The 18,835-nt window shown below is 42.2% G+C and carries 18 protein-coding genes; 8 read left to right on the forward strand and 10 right to left on the reverse strand.

Annotation, left to right across the window (positions count from 1 at the left end):
• Positions 1-2: 2 nt before the first annotated feature.
• From rnc to ATHSA_RS03260, 8 genes are read left to right on the forward strand one after another with little or no spacing between them, the layout of a single operon-like run.
• Positions 3-692, forward strand: coding sequence for a ribonuclease III (gene rnc, locus ATHSA_RS03225; RefSeq protein WP_161847723.1), 690 nt, complete (start codon positions 3-5; stop codon positions 690-692).
• Positions 689-1,660, forward strand: a complete 972-nt coding sequence (locus ATHSA_RS03230) for an elongator complex protein 3 (RefSeq protein ID WP_161847724.1) — start codon at positions 689-691, stop codon at positions 1,658-1,660. Before rnc ends, ATHSA_RS03230 begins: the two co-directional genes overlap by 4 nt.
• Positions 1,657-5,187: a chromosome segregation protein SMC gene (gene smc, locus ATHSA_RS03235; protein ID WP_161847725.1), complete on the forward strand. Its 3,531-nt coding sequence runs from the start codon at positions 1,657-1,659 to the stop codon at positions 5,185-5,187. The genes ATHSA_RS03230 and smc overlap by 4 nt, the downstream gene beginning before the upstream one ends.
• Positions 5,187-7,004: a translation elongation factor 4 gene (gene lepA, locus ATHSA_RS03240; RefSeq protein ID WP_161848921.1), complete on the forward strand. Its 1,818-nt coding sequence runs from the start codon at positions 5,187-5,189 to the stop codon at positions 7,002-7,004. Before smc ends, lepA begins: the two co-directional genes overlap by 1 nt.
• The gene (locus ATHSA_RS03245) at positions 7,001-7,621 is read left to right on the forward strand and encodes a hypothetical protein (RefSeq protein WP_161847726.1); all 621 of its coding nucleotides are present in this window, start codon (positions 7,001-7,003) and stop codon (positions 7,619-7,621) included. Before lepA ends, ATHSA_RS03245 begins: the two co-directional genes overlap by 4 nt.
• A 4-nt stretch (positions 7,622-7,625) precedes the next feature.
• The gene (locus ATHSA_RS03250; RefSeq protein WP_161847727.1) at positions 7,626-8,258 is read left to right on the forward strand and encodes an endonuclease V; all 633 of its coding nucleotides are present in this window, start codon (positions 7,626-7,628) and stop codon (positions 8,256-8,258) included.
• Positions 8,255-8,542, forward strand: a complete 288-nt coding sequence (locus ATHSA_RS03255; RefSeq protein ID WP_161847728.1) for a hypothetical protein — start codon at positions 8,255-8,257, stop codon at positions 8,540-8,542. The genes ATHSA_RS03250 and ATHSA_RS03255 overlap by 4 nt, the downstream gene beginning before the upstream one ends.
• A complete protein-coding gene (locus ATHSA_RS03260; protein WP_161847729.1) occupies positions 8,517-8,789 on the forward strand; it encodes a TM1266 family iron-only hydrogenase system putative regulator in 273 nt (90 codons plus the stop codon). The genes ATHSA_RS03255 and ATHSA_RS03260 overlap by 26 nt, the downstream gene beginning before the upstream one ends.
• 48 nt (positions 8,790-8,837) lie before the next feature.
• On the opposite strand, the gene ATHSA_RS03265 is transcribed toward ATHSA_RS03260, so the two are convergent.
• The 10 genes from ATHSA_RS03265 to ATHSA_RS03310 form a co-directional block, all read right to left on the reverse strand.
• Positions 8,838-9,833 carry a hypothetical protein gene (locus ATHSA_RS03265; protein WP_161847730.1) on the reverse strand — a complete coding sequence of 332 codons (996 nt, stop codon included), beginning with the start codon at positions 9,831-9,833 and terminating at the stop codon, positions 8,838-8,840.
• 264 nt (positions 9,834-10,097) lie between these two features.
• Positions 10,098-11,051 (reverse strand): hypothetical protein, encoded by a 954-nt coding sequence (locus tag ATHSA_RS03270; RefSeq protein ID WP_161847731.1) that lies wholly within the window; start codon positions 11,049-11,051, stop codon positions 10,098-10,100.
• 139 nt (positions 11,052-11,190) lie between these two features.
• The gene (locus ATHSA_RS03275; protein WP_161847732.1) at positions 11,191-12,156 is read right to left on the reverse strand and encodes a coiled-coil domain-containing protein; all 966 of its coding nucleotides are present in this window, start codon (positions 12,154-12,156) and stop codon (positions 11,191-11,193) included.
• A gap of 120 nt (positions 12,157-12,276) precedes the next feature.
• Entirely contained in the window at positions 12,277-13,461 is a 1,185-nt protein-coding gene (gene tyrS / locus ATHSA_RS03280; protein WP_161847733.1) for a tyrosine--tRNA ligase, read from the reverse strand.
• A gap of 13 nt (positions 13,462-13,474) precedes the next feature.
• Positions 13,475-13,717: a preprotein translocase subunit SecG gene (secG, locus tag ATHSA_RS03285; protein ID WP_197739218.1), complete on the reverse strand. Its 243-nt coding sequence runs from the start codon at positions 13,715-13,717 to the stop codon at positions 13,475-13,477.
• A 66-nt stretch (positions 13,718-13,783) separates the two neighbouring features.
• Entirely contained in the window at positions 13,784-15,229 is a 1,446-nt protein-coding gene (locus tag ATHSA_RS03290; RefSeq protein WP_161847734.1) for an MFS transporter, read from the reverse strand.
• 72 nt (positions 15,230-15,301) lie between these two features.
• Positions 15,302-16,624, reverse strand: coding sequence for a hypothetical protein (locus ATHSA_RS03295; RefSeq protein ID WP_161847735.1), 1,323 nt, complete (start codon positions 16,622-16,624; stop codon positions 15,302-15,304).
• A gap of 4 nt (positions 16,625-16,628) precedes the next feature.
• Complete coding sequence (locus ATHSA_RS03300) at positions 16,629-17,084, reverse strand: chemotaxis protein CheW (RefSeq protein ID WP_161847736.1); 456 nt, start codon at positions 17,082-17,084, stop codon at positions 16,629-16,631.
• Entirely contained in the window at positions 17,062-17,640 is a 579-nt protein-coding gene (locus ATHSA_RS03305; protein WP_161848923.1) for a LexA family protein, read from the reverse strand. Before ATHSA_RS03305 ends, ATHSA_RS03300 begins: the two co-directional genes overlap by 23 nt.
• A 12-nt stretch (positions 17,641-17,652) precedes the next feature.
• Positions 17,653-18,828, reverse strand: a complete 1,176-nt coding sequence (locus tag ATHSA_RS03310) for a DUF1015 domain-containing protein (RefSeq protein WP_161847737.1) — start codon at positions 18,826-18,828, stop codon at positions 17,653-17,655.
• Positions 18,829-18,835: the final 7 nt, after the last annotated feature.

Consider the following 18,835-nt stretch of genomic DNA (forward strand, 5'->3'; position numbering starts at 1 on the left):
TTTTGGACAAAAGAGTCGAGGAGATTTTAAAGATATTGGACATAAACAAAGAATTGCCCTTTCCAGATCTTTTCATGGTTGCGATAACACATAGTTCTTACGCGAATGAAAACAGGGTTGAGTCTTACGAAAGACTTGAATTTCTCGGCGACGCGCTTGTCGGACTTGTCATAGCCCACAACGCCTTCGAACTTTTCAAAGACATAAACGAGGGCGAACTTGCAAAGATAAAGGCAGTCGTCGGCAGTGAGAAGGTACTCGCCGAGGTTAGCAAAGAGATAGGCCTTTCTAAACTCGTCCTCGTTGGAAAGAGTTTGAGTTCGGCCTCGGCAGGAGAACTCGATTCGATCTACGCCGACACATTTGAATCTGTGATGGCCGCGGTCTTTTTAAATCTTGGCTTTGATGAGACCGAAGAGATGATATCGCGCCTTTTGAATGAGAAGATATTGGAAGTCATAGAGAAAAAATTGTTTTTCGATTACAAGACCGCACTGCAGGAATATACTCAAAGTAAGTTCATGAACCTTCCCGAATACGTGCTTATCGAAGAAAGTGGCCCTCCTCACAGAAGAAATTACGTATTCGAAGTCAGGATAAATGGAGAGGTTTACGGCAGAGGATACGGAAGATCTAAAAAAGAGGCCGAACAGGTGGCCGCGAAGATGGCGTACAAGAGGCTGAAAGAATGAAGGTTATTCCCATCTTTTTTCCAAATGCCGGATGCAAGCACAGATGCGTCTTTTGCAACGAATGGATGGCGACGATGAAGACCATTCCCGTCTCCATCGAGGATGAGGTGGTAAATGCCTGCCGGATTTACCATGCCGATGAAGATTCAGAAATAGGCCTTTACGGCGGGACCTTCACGGCAATGGAAAACTGGAGGGAGATTTTAAAGACAGTCCACGATGTGGCATTAAGAGTCGGGGTAAAAGGTATAAGAATATCAACAAGGCCGGACGAGATAAAGGATGTAGACTTTCTCGTCGATAATGGTGTCATGCATGTTGAAATTGGCGCTCAATCGATGGTCGAGAGGGTGCTTGTGGCATCGAAGAGAAATCACACGGCCGAAGATGTTGTAGTTGCGGCAAGAAGATTGAAGGAGGCGGGAATAAAAGTCTCAATCCATCTTATGACAGGCCTTCCGAATGATTCGAAAAGGGACGATATATATTCGGCCTTCGAGGTTGCCAAACTCCGTCCAGATAGCGTGAGAATCCATCCTACTCTCGTTTTGAAAAATACCGAACTTGAAAGGCTCTTTCTTTCCGGTGATTATGTCCCTCAAACTCTCGACGATGCCGTGGATGTGGTCTCCGATATGATAACCATATTCAAAAATGATAAAATACAGATAGAAAGAATCGGGATGTATCAAGATAGCGAAACGATCGTCAATGTTGTGGCAGGGCCTTATCATCCGGCCTTTGGAGAGATGGCGCTCTCGGCTATGTACAAAAAATTCATAGATTCGGTCGGAGCGTTGGGTGTATGCGGACCGAAAAATATGAGATCGCAGATAATAGGAAGAAACAGGATAAAGATACCATTCGAAGAGAGTGAATATGTCTGTGCCATTGTCAGGAATAAGCGCGTTTATTTCGATGATTGGGCCGAACTTTACGTGTCAAGGCTCGGGGAGTTGATCGGGTGAGACTTGTAAGACTCGAGATAGAAGGATTTAAATCTTTTGGAACGCACGTGAGTTTTGAGATAAAAAATGGAATAGTTTCAATAGTGGGCCCGAATGGATCGGGAAAGTCTAACATCGTCGACGCGATAAGATGGCTTTTTGGAGAGAGGGCCAATTCCAAGTTGAGAATGTCCGAGACGGCCGATGTGCTCTATTTTGGATCGAATTCTATGAAAAGGGCCGAAAGGGCGTGGGTAAAGGCCGTATTTGAAGAAGATGGAAAGGAAATATCCGTCGAGAGGATCTACCAGTCAGACGGTAAGAATACCTATTTGCTTAACGGCGCGGTTGCGCGACTTAAGGATGTAGAGGAACTTTTCTTCGGAACAGGGACGGGAAAGGATTTTTATTCTATAGTTGGTCAGGGGGAGATATCCAACCTCGTTAACTCTTCTCCCATCCAGATAAAATCTCTCGTTGAAGAGGCGGCCGGTGTCTTGATATACAAAGAGAGGAAGAATGAAGCCCTTATGAAGTTGAAAGAGGTGAATGAAAATCTCGATCAACTCAAAGTCGTTATGGACGAGGTAGATCACACTATGAGATCTTTAAATCTCAAGGCAAAGAGGGCTCAAAAGTACAAAGAATATGAAGAGATAATAAATGAAAGAAAGAGAAAATACTTTGGCCATCTTTTGAGCGTTTATAACAAAAAGCACGAGGAAATCAAATTAAGAATCGCCGAATATAACCAAAAGATCGAGGAGAACCAAAAGGCATTATTCGGTCTTGAGGTTGAAGGATCGAAGTTGAGAGAGTATTCATCGAGCGCTCAGGAAGACATAAACAAATTCGAAAGCGAGATGGAAAGTTACAGACAGAGAGAAAGGACGCTTTCCGATCTTAAAGATTCGATATCTTCGGCCCTTTCGACGTTGAGATCTTCTTACGTCGAGATTGGAACGAAGAAAGACGGTATGAAGGCCGAGGTAGAAAGGAGCCAGACAAGACTTGAGGAGTTAAACAGGTTGATTTCGAGCCTAAGATCGGAAGAGGAAGAGATTTCTCGCCAACTCTCAGATGCCCAGCAACGTTACAATTCCATCACCGAGGAGATAAGCAAAGACCAGAAAAAGAGGGCCGCGATAGAGAGCAAGATATCAGAACTTACGAAGGAGAGAAATTCAAAAGAGGTTGAGAGGGCGAAGGCATTCGAAAATTACAAGGACCTCGATCAAAGGATAAGTGTTCTAAATGCCCAGATCGAAGAGAAAAAAGCCACTGCGTCAAGATTACAGGCAGATCTTGATAAATTCTCAAAAGAAGAGTCAGAATTTCTATCAAGTGTTGAGTATAAAAACAAAAAACTCCAAGAAATAGACGAAGAAAGGAAAAAACTCGAAGAAAATTCTAAAAATCTCCGCCAAAGAAAGAATACACTCTCTTCGAAGATCTTCGAATTGAAATCGAGGTACGATCTGCTTTCAAACAATGTGGAAAGTTATGCCGGGTATTCAAACGCGACAAGAAGCGTCATGAATGCGAAGATAGACGGCGTTGTTGATGTTGTCGCGAACATGATAAATGTGCCGGCAGACATCGAGGTTGCCGTCTCTGTCCTTCTTGGCAACAGGGTTCAGAATATAGTCGTCAAAAATTCAGACGTGGCCAAAAAATGCGTTCAATTTTTGAAAGAAAACAATGCCGGACGGACAACCTTTATCCCTCTCGATATGATAGATATGAGAGAGCCCCCAATCCAGCCATCTGTGATCTCATTTAAAGGGGTCGTCGGTTACGCCTTCAAACTCGTCAAAGGGATAAAAGGGTACGAAAATCTCGTGAACTTTCTTTTTGGATCTGACCTTATCGTCAAAACTTTAGATGATGCCATAGCCTTAAGGGATCATTTCAATTTCAAATACAGAATAGTGAGTTTGGAAGGAGAGATAATCTCGCAATCGGGCACGATAACTGGCGGAAGCCTTGAAAAATCCGAAAGAGTCGATCTTATATCCAACAGAAGGCTTTTGAAGGAGATGCAGTCTCAGATAATCGAACTTTCTGAGGAATTAAAAAAGATAGAGGATGAGATAAACCTTTCATCTCAAAGAATCGAGGATCTTCTCGATGATAGAAGAAAGATAGAATCCTCCCTTTTGAAAGAGAATATATCTCTTAACAATTCGCGCGGAAACAAGAACGCGATAATTTCTAAACTTGCCGAACTTCAAAGAGAAGTCAACAATCTCGAAAAGATGAGATCGGACTATTCCAACAGGATGGAAAAGGATCAAAAGATAGTGTCCGAAGCGGAAGATAGGATAAGAAAGATAGATTCCGAACTTTCTGAACTTGAACTCGTCAAGAAGAATGACTCGACCGAGGATATAAGAAGAAGGCAGGAGATGGAAAAGGTTCAGGAAGAGATAATAGATTTGAAGATGAAATTGAATTCCGTAAGGGAACGCTTTGGCGGGTATTCCAACGAAAAATCAAGAGTTGTAGCAAGAATTGAGGAACTCTCTTCAAATATATCGTCTATAGAGTCTGAAATTCAGCGCACAATTCAGGATATGGCATCAAAGGAAGAAAGGTTAAAGAACATAGAGAAAGAACTCGAATCCGTAAGAAGAGACGAGAAGGATCTGTTCGAGAAGGCAAAAAATGTCAAGGGAGACAGAGAAGAGGTTTTGAAAAAGATGGAAGAGATAGAGAATCTCATCGCGCAAAAAAGAGACGAGATCTCTTCTTTGAGAGAACTTCTTCACTCTGCCGACGTTGAGAGGGTATCGGCCGAATCTTCGATCAATCAGGCGATGGCAGAATTCCAAAAGTGCAACGGCTCTGGGGATGACATCATTGAAGTGGACGATCAGACCTTCCAGAGTCTCGGCAACGATATAGAGGAATACGAAAGGAAGATGAAGTTCTTAGGGCCTGTCGATCTCTCCTCGATAGAGGAATATACAGCCGTCGAGAAAAGATTCAACGAACTTTCTGCCCAACGCGCGGATCTTGAAAATTCTTACAATTCCCTTCAGGATGTTATAAAAAAGACGGACGAGGAGGCAAGGAAGAGACTCATCTCGACGATGGAATTGTTGAATGAGAATTTCAGCCGTATGATATCTGTTCTCTTTTCAGAGGGTACCGGCATGATGTCCTTTACCGAAGGCTTTGACATTCTCGATGCCCCTGTTGAGATAAACGTCAAATTGCCGGGCAAAAAGATACAAAAACTTTACACGATGTCCGGAGGAGAAAAGTCTCTCGTTGGAATTGCCTTTATCTTCTCTTTGCTCATGATAAATCCGAGTTCTTTCTACGTCCTCGATGAGGTAGACGCGGCCTTGGACGATTTCAGCACTCAAAGATTCATAAATTTGCTCGAGGAATATTCTAAAGTTGCCACATTTATAGTCATAACGCACAACAAATTCATAATGGAGAGGGCAGATACCCTTTACGGAATAACGATGATGGACGGTGTATCTACGATAATACCGGTTGAACTTTCAGAATTTTCTGATTCGAAGGTGGAATGATGTACGAGAGAAAATTCATAAGGAATATATCTATAATAGCGCACATAGATCACGGCAAATCTACTTTGGCCGACAGAATACTCGAAATGACGCATTCAGTCGATCTCAGAAAGATGAGGGATCAATACCTCGACAGCATGGAAATTGAAAGAGAAAGAGGTATCACTATAAAGGCCCAGCCTGTAAAGGTTATGTACGATTCGGTTGACGGAAACAGGTACGAGATAAATTTGATAGACACGCCCGGCCACGTCGATTTCACCTATGAAGTATCGCGAAGCCTTGCGGCGTGCGAGGGAGTGATTCTCCTTGTCGATGCGACTCAAGGAGTGGAGGCCCAGACGATAGCCAATGCTTATTTAGCGATAGACAACGGCCTTGAGATAGTTACCGCGATAAACAAGATAGACATGCCAAACGCGAATATAGAAGAAACTCAAAGAGAACTTTACGATACGCTTGGAATAAAGCCAGAAGAGACGCTTCTTGTGAGTGCAAAGACCGGACAGGGAGTAAGAGAACTCATAGAAGAGGTTATAAAACGCGTGCCGCCTCCCTCCGGAAGTGAAAAAGATACCTTGCGTGCGCTTATCTTTGGCGCAAATTACGATCCTTACAAGGGAGCCGTTGCGCACATCAAGGTAGTCGATGGAAAGGTTTCAAAGGGCGATCTTGTAAGAATGATGTCTTCGGGCCAGTCTCACGAGGTATCTGAAGTGGGAATCTTTGCGCCAGATTTGTATCCAACGGACTCTCTTTCTTCGGGAGAGGTTGGCTACATCGCGGCAAATATGAAGGAGGTTTCTCAGGCACGGCTTGGGGACACGATAACTCTCAATTCAAATCCCGCAACGAAACCTTTGCCCGGATACAAAGAGATGAAGGCCGTCGTGTACGCCGGAATATACCCATCTGATCCTCAAGATTACGATAACCTCAGGAAGGCCATCGAAAGATATAAATTGAATGATGCCGCCTTTGTCTTCGAGCCAGACAATTCGGCCGCTCTCGGTTTTGGATTTAGATGCGGTTTTCTTGGTCTTCTTCACATGGAGATAGTCATCGAAAGGCTTGAGGACGAATACGATCTTGACATTATAGCGACGGCTCCAAATGTCATATACGAAATAGTGATGGCAGACGGGAGCGTTAAAAGATTTACAGATCCTTCCAAAATCCCGCCGGAAGGGACATATATTGAAATAAGAGAGCCATACGTGAATTTGACCTTGATAACTCCTGTCGATTCTATGGGCGATCTTGTGAATTTCATTCAAAATGAAAAGAGGGGAGAATTCGTCTCGACTGAAAATGCCGGTAAAAACAGGGTTACCCTCCACTTCAAAATGCCAATGGGAGAGATGATCTTTGACTTTTTCGACAAGATAAAGGCCATAAGCCATGGATATGCCTCCATGGATTACGAAATAGACGAGTACAGAAAGTCAGATTTAGTCGTGATAGGAATTCTTGTTAACAAAGAGCGTGTTGAGGCTCTCGATACCGTCGTTCACGCCTCAAAGGCCTACAACGTCGCGAAGGCTCTTGTCGAGAGCATAGCCGAAAGTATACCGAGACATCAATTTGAGATCCCAATTCAGGCGACGGCCCATGGAAGAATAATAGCAAGAGCCACGGTAAATCCATTCAGAAAGGATGTACTCGCGAAATGTTACGGAGGTGATGTTACAAGGAAGATGAAATTGCTCAAAAAGCAAAAAGAGGGAAAGAAGCGCATGAAGATGCTTGGAAGTGTTGAGATTCCGAAGGAGACATTCCTTTCAATTCTTAGCATAGGAAAGGAGAATAAAAATTGAAATTCTCTATCGAACTTAAGATATTGATTGGTTTTCTTGCTGGAGCCGTTATTTTGTGGCTCATTTTTGCACTCGGAGATACCACGGGAAATACTATAAATAACGTCTTTCTTACGAATGGACGTGCAAACATAGAAAACATAGATCCAATATACACGAATGCCATGATAAATGCCAAAACATACGGACTTGTCAATCAAAATATAGAGCCTTCCGTCATACCTGAATTGTTCTTTGCAACTTACATCGGCACGAATGTCAAGAGTATAAAGATTTTGTCTCAAAAGAGCATAGGCTCGACTGAAATTGCCAATATCTTTTCCAATTACACCTTTGTCACAAACTCCACAATCGAGATCATGAAAAAATACGGCATAGTCCAGACGGCAAATGCTTCTTCGCTTAATTCGAATTTCCAAAATTACAACGTCGCGTCCATCCAGTCGATGCTTGCGGAAAGGGAAAAGATACCGCAATTTGCCGCCTACGATTACACGATAGAGATCACGGCCAATCGAGTCGAAAAAGTTCATGTTATAGTCATGAGGGCCCTTTCATCGGCCATGGGACAGCCTTACAAGCATTTAAGATGGGTGGTAAGTTACGTATACCATTGATGAGATGGTAAAAATTCAAAAGCAGATCTCTGAAAAGATCGTGGTAAAACCTCTCGATTTTGTTCCGAAGAGAATAGGTGGATTCGATCTTTCATATCCGAAAAAGGACATCGCTTTGGCCGTATGCGTCATTTTAAGTTATCCCGATCTCGAATTGATCGAAATGAAATGGTCGGCCTCCAAAATAGATCTTCCTTACATTCCGACCTTTCTCTCTTTCAGAGAAGGGCCGGCGATAGAAAAGGTTTACGGTATGATCGAAGAAAAGCCAGATTTGCTCTTTTTCGATGGTCAGGGAATAGCGCATCCGAGAGGCGTTGGAATAGCCTCGTACATGGCTTTGAAATTTAACAAGCCTTCCATAGGCGTGGCAAAATCGCATCTTTTTGGCACATACAAAGATCCGGGCAAATTGAAAGGAGATTTTGAATACATCTACAACGGATCTCAGGTTATAGGCGTGGTCTTAAGAACGAAAGACAACGTGAAGCCTTTATTTGTTTCGCCGGGAAGTTTTGTCGATTTCAAAGATTGCGTTGATTACACGTTGAATACCTGCAAAGGGTACAGATTGCCCGAGCCCACAAGGCTTGCGGATATGTACACGAAGAAATTAAGAAAAGAGATGATACTTTGAGCAAAGAAGATTGGGAAAGAGAGAAAAAGATTTTGAAGGGGTCTTCAAATCAGATATTTGAAGTCTCCGCGATATGGGGAGAGGTTTTGATATGGATGTTCCTCTTCCTTCTTGCCTATTCCGAAATAATACTTTTCGGATCTTTCGAAAAGAATTTGCTCAAGATCGTGATCGTCGCCATAATAATGGCCGGACTTGTCTATCTCGGTGTCTTTTTGATAATCAGATCAAGGAGACATTTAAAGAAGGTGATAGGAGATGGAGACGACCCAGACGACGAATAGAAGGCTTGGCGTCGTCGCGATAGTAATTAAAAATCGAGAGGAGTCTTATTCGCAAGTCAACGAGATTCTTCACGATTATGCAAATATAATAGTCGGAAGAATGGGAATTCCCTACAAAGACAGAAATATATCGATTATATCTGTAATTGTCGACGGAACAACGGATGAAATAGGAGCGATGACGGGGAAATTGGGAAGAATAATGGGCGTCTCTGTAAAAAGCATGCTTGCATCTATTGATAAATGACGGATAACTTTACGAAGAAAATCCCCGGCGGATTGCCGGGGATTTGTTTTAGAAGGAGAACTGATATGAAATGTACCCTGTCGTATCGTTATTCATGTTGTCTACTAAGAATTTTATCGTGAGGTAATCTGTAGCGGAGTAACTTAGACCAAATTGCGATTCGCTGTATCCGGAATTTGTGCTCCAGAGCAGATCTGCCCAGTAAGACCATTTGTCTCCCATAGATCCGGCGAGTTCACCGAGCATACCGCTTCCGCCGTTAGGGAAGTTCCCGTTGTAATAGAGGCCTGTAAGACTTGTACTGTTAGAGAATAGATCGAATTTTACCTTACCCCCAGCAACCCACGATTGTAATCCAGATGAAGCGGTCATATTAACACCGGCATAAAGCGTACCAAAATCAAAGGCTGCCTGACCGCCAATGTTGAACTTTGAAAAGTTATTCTGCGCCGCAAAGATCATGTTAACGGGAGAGAAATTTGCAGATCCGACAAAATAAGCAGAAAGAGGAGAACCTGCACTTGTCGTGTTAATGGCACTTATCAAATTGAAATTCGGAATCTTTGCATCAAGCGCGAGGTAATTCATTCTGCTGCCACTTCCAGCGTAAAAAATAGAAGTCCCGTTGTAATTGAGGTAATCGAGGGCTTTTCGAATTCTGAAAACTCCTAATCTTGATGAAAGTGTTAAATCACCCATTTTTGGTAGCGTATACGATCCGTAATACTGGAATGAAGAAGAAGATGGCGCACCACCAAGAGGTCCCGGTGTATTTCCATAGTACCACGCGGCAAAATCAAAACCGCCAAAATTGTACTCGGCCCATATTCCCATATCGGGCTTTAAAGTACCCGCGTTAAGGTCAAAATCATATTGTACCTGAGCCCACACGCTCAATTTTGGAATGGCATTTACCTGTTTTTGAAGTTGATTGAGAAGTTTTGTAACATCTGCAGGTGGATTGGTCGTTTCAGAAGTGTCGGCGAAAACCGCAAAAGTCAACACCACGATCAACACAAGTACACCAAAGATGACTTTCTTCATACTTTACCCCCCGTTAAAAAATTTTTTGAACCTTTGATACCTTGAAACAGAAGATCTTTACGTTTATCTTCTGTTAGATACTAAAATTCAAAAAATTTAACCCCTTAATTTTTTTTGATCACCTCCCTTATATCCCCCGCCCGCAAGGGAAAATGAAGAGATTTTTATTTGAATATATCATATCACAAATGTATGTACTTTGATCAACATTCATGAAATAAAGAAAATCCCCGGCCGATCGCCGGGGATTTGTTTTGTATTTTTTTAGAATGCGTTAACTGTGAAGGAAGATGTAACTGCAAGACCTGTGCTTGAACTATAGGAAGGATTAAGTGACCAAGTTACATTTCCCTTTGTGTTAGGAACATTGCCAGAAAGTGTCACGCCGGCTGACCATGCGGAAGAACTGTAAGAGGCGCTGAGGCTTCCAGTTGCTCCCATAACTGTGAAGAGATTATTTGCTGTCAATCCAAGTTTAAGTGTGCTGAAATTCATGTTCGTAACAACTGCATTGACTTCGGTATTGCTGCCAAGATCAAACCAGCCCGTCAATGTTGAAGTGTTGGCATATTCGACTCCGAGTTGGTTACCATTCATATTCGCAGCAGCACCGACTGTCCATGAAGAAAGAGAACCAGAAGCAAATTGAGCCATTCCAAAAACATTGGCAGGGCCAACTCCGACATTTGCTCCTGCGTAGTAAGTTGCAGCGCTAAGATTTCCCAATGTTGAATTCATTCCACCATAGACATGGGCAGGGCCCACAGGGGCATCGGCAAATAAACCAAGAGCAGAAGAAGTTGCCAATCCGCTTGATTGAACATAAAGGTTAAACGCAGAAGATGTGTATTCTAATCCATGGTTGTAAGCAGAACCGGAATAAGAAAAACTTAATGCTCCTGTTCCGTTAACATTGCTTCCACCAAAAACTGTTTCACCAAATGTTGGACCAGCGTAGCCGGTTACTAAGGAAAGATTTGTCATCAAAGGAATCGTGAGGTAGAAATCAGAAAGTCCCCATGGAGAAAGACTTGCACTGAAGTTGTAATCCGTTCCCGCCGCGCTAACGCTCAAAGAGGGAGAAACCGTTACACAATTGGTCTGGAATGGGTAAATATTCCAACTTATAGAACCGCTTCCAGAGAAACTTAAGGCTGCAAACGACGCAACCGCGAGAATAGCGATCGCAACTACCGACAACACCAATACCTTTTTCATGCTTTAAAGCCCCCTTCTAAAAGAATTTTGAAAGTTGATAAAAATAGATTTCCAATCAAACCGTTATGCACTTTCCCTACCACCTCCCATTTTACCTGATGCTCGCCCGTCAGGAAGGAGTTTTATTACAAATTCATGCTTAACGATTTGGATACCAGTAATACCACACAAAATAGAGCAATAATCCAAGTGTCGCAGTTCCGATGGCCACTCCGGCAGCGCCTATCCATGTCGCGGTTGTAGCCTTATCGTTAACTGTCTTTATCTCGCTTTCGAGAGTTGCTTTGGTGTTACTTATCTGATTTGTGAGTTCCGTTCTCGTGTTGTTAAGATCGTTTCTGAGGAAACTTATCTGATTGTCGAGATAATTTCTCGTTGTTTCGAGTTGGGTTGTGAGAACCTGAATGTCATTTGCCTCTTTTGCGCTGAGATTGTTGAGAGCCGCTGTAAGAGAGGCGATATCTGTCGTATTTTTGACAACCTGCTGGTTGACAAGATCTATCTTCTTGTAAAGGAACATTGCGTTGTCATTTATCATCTGGGTCAATCTATTCGTCGTGGAAGCAACCTGTGTTTTAAACTCTGCCAAAGAATTTTGCAGACCGTTCACACTTTGCGTTAAACCCGCTATTTCCTTGTTCATGTTGGCAATCATCTGGTTATTGACATTTGCAAGGATCAATGCCTTATTCGCGGTATCAGAAGCCAGTGCCGTTGCCTTCTTTAACTGTTCTATGACAGTTGTCAAAATAGCAACCTGGTTTTCAAGCGTTACAACGATGGAATTTGTAGATGTGAGGTTCTGTTTGAGTGTGTTGACAACATCTTGAAGTGCCTGAAGGTCGCTTGTTTTTGCCAGAGATGGATTTTGTTCGATGTAGTTGATAAGGTTATACGCAACCTGTGCAAGCGTGTACCTGTTTACCGTTTGCGTACCCTGGAAAAGGCCATTGATTCCGCTCATGATGTTATCATTGGTTACAACATTTACCGGCGTTGCGTAAACACTCGTGGCCGGAACATCGGTAAAAGTTGTGGCCGTAACCAATGAACCCATCAAAATAACAGCAACGATTGCTATACTTACGATCACGGTCTTTCGCATTTTTGACCATCCTCCTTTTCTTTTTAAAACCTTTATATCTTAACACGGGGCAAAGCAAAGATCCCCCTTACTTCAAAAAGATACAATTTTTTAAAATTATACCACTCGATTATGAAGAATTCAAGATCTTAAAACGATTTTGTATATCTTTCTCTTTCCGACCTTAAGGATGTCTCCATCTTTAAAATTCGTTAAACTCATCTCATCTTCAACGATTTCTTCATTTATTTTAACACCGTTTTGGGATATCAGGCGCTTTGCCTCGCTTGCCGAACTTACGGCGCCAATGTCTTTCAAAAATTGAGTTAATCTTATCCCGTTAATTCCATTTATGACAGGCACATCGTCTGGAATTTCTTTTTTGGAAAAGGTTGTTACGAATTTTTCTTGCGCAAAGTTCGCATCCTTTTCTGAATAAAGCCATTTCACTATTTCAAATGCGAGGCTTTTTTTGAATTCCATCGGGTGCAACTTTCCCGATTCTATATCTGATTTTGCCTTTTCTGCATCGAGATCTGTCAATAATTTCGCGTATTTGAACATCAACGTATCCGGTATCGACATGATCTTTCCGTAAATATCATCTGGCGAGTCGGTAAGGCCTATGTAATTTCCGTAACTTTTCGACATCTTCAATGTGCCATCTGTTCCTTCTATTATTGGCATCGTAAGGACTATTTGAGGAGGCTGGCCGAATTCTTCCTGATACTTTCTTCCGACAAGAAGGTTGAACTTTTGATCCGTTCCACCGATCTCGACATCGCACTTTACGGCAACCGAATCGTAAGCCTGCGCTATCGGGTAGAGAAATTCAACTATGCTTATCGGTTCTCCCGCTCTGTATCTTTTCTCAAAATCGTCTCTTTCGAGCATTCTCGCGACGGTATATTTAGATGCCAGCCTTATTACGTCTTCAAATTTAAGAGGATCGAGCCATTCCGAATTGAACCTGAGTTCTGTCTTGCTTTTATCGAGAATTTTAAAGGCCTGTTCCTGATAACTTATCGCATTTTGCTTTGTCTCTTCGGCAGAAAGCATTGGCCTTGTCTTTGAACGACCAGAAGGGTCGCCGATCCTTGCCGTGAAATCGCCTATTATGAGCACGACGGTATGACCAAGATCTTGAAATTGCCTTAATTTTCTCAAAACAACCGCATGACCCAAATGAAGATCAGGTCTTGACGGATCGACCCCGAGTTTAACCCTTAAGGGCCGGCCCATTTTCAATCTTTCGAGAAGTTCTGATTCTTCTATCAAATCTTCGGTATTTGACTTTAAGATCTTTAGTTGATCTTCGGGCGACAATCTTAATTCTCCTTTATCTTAATGTTAGAACGTAAGCCGTTACTATGCTCATTACCATGAATGCCACGGCAAGCGCTATAGTTACCTTTGCAAGTGTATCGAGTCCTTTTTCACGACCAAAGACGGTGTACAAAGAACCGGATCCGAAGGCTCCTCCAAGTCCTCCATGTTTTGACATCTTCATCATGACAACCCATATCAACGCCACGGATATCACAACATCGATTATCATAACAAAAAGCACGAGAAAACTCAATTCTATCCCTTCCTTTCGATAACGTCTCCATTATTATACTAACAAATCGGCAAAAATACAATATCTTCAAGAAAGTTTTTTTGCCAGATCAGTGTCTTCTTTCCATTCTGGCTTTTTCCCGCGCATGTAAGAAAGAAATGCGGCCGCAAGGCTTATGAACAAAGATATGTAAAACGCGACGCTTAAATCATGAATAAATGTGTTTACGAATATTCCCTCGGACCCAACCTGAATTCCCGCGAATAGAGCCTGCATCGCCTGAGGGGTCATTCCGGAAGATGTTACGGCAAATGCTATGGCTATGCTTACGACCGATCCGGCATTGTTCATCATCACGCGGGTACCTGATGCCGTTCCCCTTTTATTCGGAGGAACTGCACTCATTATGGCGTTGTTGTTTGGAGAGTTGAACATTCCAGATCCAAATCCCATTATCATCTGCCAGAATATTATTTCAAACAAGGAAGTGTTGACATTTATGAACGTGAATCCGAAAAGCCCGACTGCCATTACGATCAAGCCGATCGAACTTAGTTCTCGCGATCCGTACTTGTCAGACAGTGTCCCGCTTATCGGTGCCGCTATCATCATCGCAACGGCAAAGGGAGTCAACATCAGTCCAGCCTCGAATGGACTCATGGATTTTATACCCTGAAGGTAAAATATCAAAAGGAAGGTAAGAGATCCATTTGCTATGCCGTTAAAGAGGGTCGATGTGTAGGCAAAGCCCATAAGCCTATTTTTGAAAAATGTTAGATCCAAAAGCGGATCCTTTGCCCTCGATTCGATGTAGACAAAAACTAACATTAAAATAGCGCCGACTATAAAGCCAAAGACAGTCGTAGGAGATCCCCAGCCGTAAAGGCCGCCAAAACTCATGGCCATAAGTATTCCAAAGAGGCCTCCCGTTAAGGCAAGTGCACCGAACCAGTCGAATTTTTGATTCGATGGCATCTTCTCGGTTTCTTTTATCTGAAGCCACGCCCATATCGTTCCTATTATTCCAAGCGGCACGTTGAAGAAGAAGACCCATCTCCATCCAAGCGCGACCGTCAAAAGACCACCTATGACAGGCCCAAGAGTGAAGCCAACGGCAACAACCATTGCGTTTATTCCAAGTGCCCTTCCGAGTTCTTTTTTCGGAAAAGCGTCTGTGACTATGGCCGCACTATTTGCAACCATAAGGGCACCACCGACGGACTGAACAATTCTGAGTATGAGAAGTTCAGGTCCATTTTGAGAAAGACCTGCGAAAAATGATGCCAGTGTGAAGAGGGCAAAGCCTCCAACGTAAAGGTGCTTTCTTCCAAATATGTCTGCAACTCTTCCTATTGCAGGCACAAGGATAGTCACAGATAACATATAACTCATTATTACCCATATGACGAGTATCATGGAAGTATTCAATTCCTTTGCTATGTTGGGAAGCGCTATAAGCAAAGCGCTGCTGTTCATGACCGAAACAAATGCTCCAAGACTCGTTGCGGACAAAGCCTTCCACTTGTATTGCATATTCATCCCTTCTTGTTAGATGTCTTAAATAATTTTAGAATTTTATTGCTACATGCAAATTTCTGTTATTTTTCAAATTTTGTATCTTCTTCTTCCGGAAAAAACGAGTTCTATTCCATTTTCTTCCAATTTTTTCCTTACACTTTTGTCCTCTTTAACTCCGCCGGGTTCTATGACCGTTTTTATTCCGCTTCCTATTATAAGATCGGGGATTTTTAAATCTTTTATCGGGCCATCAAAGGCACAGATTGCGCCATCTAAACTTGAAGGATCTTTTTTTGCCTTCATAAGTGCAACCTCGAGTGCCTCTATTTGTTCGGCTTGACCGGATCCTAAAGAGATCATCTCGTAATCTTTGAATATGCAACAGGCCATGCTTTTGGAAAGGGAGACTATGAGGTTTGCGAATTTGTACTGTATATCGAATTCGTTGGATAAAAACCTCATGTTCAGAAGGTCGTCTGGCGTCTGGACAAGAAAATTACCTTCGAGAAATCTGTATTCTTTTTCTATTTCTAAATGAGGTATTTCCTTTATCTTTATGAATCTCTTTATTTTAAGATCGGGATAATCTGGAAAATCAGGCAATATGACTATATCAAGATCATTTCCATCGAGGCCTTTCAAAAGTTCTTTGCTTAAAAAATTCGCGGCAAGCACGCCTCTCGAATTTTTAAAATTGAAGTTGCTCCTTTTTACCTCCGCTATGACACCGTGATGAACTCTTACGGCAAATCTGTAATCCAGATACCTCAAGAGCGAAAGGGCCGTGTAGATGTCTATTATGTTGTTGTAACTGAGCGTAAAGAGCGTGTCTTCATCGATAATGTCAAAAAAAGCCTTTGTTTTGGCTATCTTTGAAAGATAGGCAAGTTGCTGTGGATTTTCTCCATATCTTAGAGGGGTTTTTTCTTCGAGAATAAGGGTTTCAAATTTTTCGGAGGCAAAAAGTTCGCTCATTTCTTTGTGGATCAAAGACGTATACCTTAAGATCCTGTAGAGTGCTTTGAGAGAAAGCATTCTTCTGTCTTGAAGCGTTATATCGCCGCACTCTTCGAGTGATTCTATTATTTTGTCAAAATCGTCTGGATCGAGGACTATCACTGAATTTCTGTAGTTTTTTACGCACGAATAAATGGCGGAAATCTTCCACTCCTCTATCGAATTGAGAATGTAATTTTCCTCTAACCTTTGATTTGCGGCGTTAAGTTCGAGCACGACGAGATCTATACCCTGAAAATCCGATCCTCCGGATTTTTTTATCTCGACACTGAGATCGAAGACATTTTTGAAATCATCAACGGTATAGACCTTCACTCCAAACTGGATCAATTTGTCTTTAAAAGCGCTGTAAGGACCATCGACCCTTTCAAAGAAAGCGTAATTTACGTTCAATCCATCACCTCATCGCGTTTGCAAGTTGAACTGATTCTTTGTCCGTTAGGATCTTGTCTATGTCTAATATGATTATCATCCTGCCATTCATGTTGGAAATCGCGCCTATGTATTTGTTGGAACTGTTAGATATTTCCTCCGGAGGCTCTTCGAGTTGATTTTGGGAAAGAGTTATGACTTCTTTGACCTCGTCCACTATTATTGCGACCTTTTTGTTTCCAACATTAACGACGATTGCTTTTTGATTCTCCTTTTTTGAGGTGTCGCTGACTAAAAATTTCTTTCTTCCGTTTATGACCGGAATCGCTACTCCTCTAAAATCCATAAGTCCTTCGACAAAATCGGGAGCATTTGGGATTCTGACGATCTTTCCAACTGGTACTATGCTGTCTATTTTCATTATGTCTATCGCGTATTCCTCCTCCCCTATCATGAAATTAACCACTTTCATCTCGCTCATTGAAATCCCTCCTTTCCGGAATTCTTAATATACCGTAAAAACTTCCCTTTATCTCTCCGTCAATTTTGTTCCCACTTAGATCTTTAACCTCACCCGATTCGTGAATTCCAATGAAGTAATCTTCATCTTTCTTTAAAAGCACAAGTCCATTCTGAATCTCGTCGTTAAAAATAATGTAATCGCCATTTATAATCTTGTATTTAGCGATCTCCATCGCCGATTTAACGGCGAGAAGAGATTTCTCATTCGACGGAATGGCCAGATGGATTTTTTTGTTGCTTTTAATGATTTTACCACTTTTTCCGACCCATCCTATTAACTCGGCAAGGGTAATGTCAAAAGGACTTTGAGAAAGTACCTTTATTCCGCGTGATGCTTTGTCTCTTTTTATGTATCCCTTTTTCTCTATCGCTTCAACGTGCGCCAGTGCCCCACTCGGAGAAGAGAAGCCAAAATGATCGGATATCTCCCTTATGGTGGGAGGATAACCATTCTTGTTCAAAAATTCTTTTATGAAATCGTAAATTTCGCGCTGACGCTGCGTTAATTCTTTTATTCACAACACCCCTTAGAATGTGTGAACGACAAGACCGCTTCTTAATTTTGGCTCAAACCATGTTGATTTCGGTGGCATTATCATGCCACTGTCCGCAACGTTAATAACGCTTTCGACACTTGTAGGGTACATGTAAAATGCTATTTTTGCCTTTCCAGCGTCGACGATCTTTTGAAGTTCTTTGGGCCCTGCCATCCCCATGAACTCTATGTCAGGATCTGTTCTTGGATCTTTTATTCCAAACAAAGGACCTAATACTCTGTCCTGAAGAATGGAAACATCGAGAGATCTTATCGGATCTGATTCATCGACATCCCTTGCCCTTAATTTGTACCATTCTCCATTGTACATGCCTATGATGTGCGGAGCAATAGACGGGATTCCATTTCTTTTCGTTACCTCGAAATTCGCCTCTCTTAAGGACTTCATCAATTTTGAAGTGTCAATATCCTTTTTTATTATTCTATGGTATCCGAGTATTTCGAGTTCATCGTGCGGAAAGATCGTGGCCATGAAATAATTCCACTCTCCCATACCGCCAATCTCCGATGCCACCCTTACGGAGGCCGCCGCTCTGTGATGACCATCGGCTATGTAAAAAGCATCGACAGATTTGAATGCTTCGATTATGTCGGCGATTAGTGCTTGATCCTCTATCCTGTAGAGATCGTGAATCGTTGACGGTTTGTCGGTTGTGAAGTTGTAAAGATGGGTGGAAAGATCGGATCTCATCAATTTTTTTATCTCTTTTTTCGATCTGTACATCAAGAATACCTGTTCTGTGTGTGCGCGCGTGGTGAGGATGTGCTTCATTCTCTCCTCTTCTTTTTCTTTTCTCGTCAATTCGTGCCTTTTTATCTTTTGTGGATAGTCAGATGTCTGAACACATCCAACGATGCCACTTTGAGTGTGAGAAGAGGTCTTTTGAACGTAAATGTAGATCACAGGTCTTTCATTTCTGACAAGAAGTCCTTCATCTACGAATCTTTTTAACTCTTTTGAGGCGAGATCGTAGATATCATCTCCGTCTTTCGCGATCGCGTCGGGTCTTACGATACGCATGAATGAGTGAGAATCTTTTGCGAAACTTTTTGCCTCTTCAAGATCTACGACATCGTACGGAGGACAGTTTATTCTATTTATCTCCGTGCTTTTTGCTTCCAGCCCACCAAAAGGTCTTACGATCATCTTATCT

This window comes from Athalassotoga saccharophila (assembly GCF_009936215.1).
GTDB classification, from domain to species: domain Bacteria; phylum Thermotogota; class Thermotogae; order Mesoaciditogales; family Mesoaciditogaceae; genus Athalassotoga; species Athalassotoga saccharophila.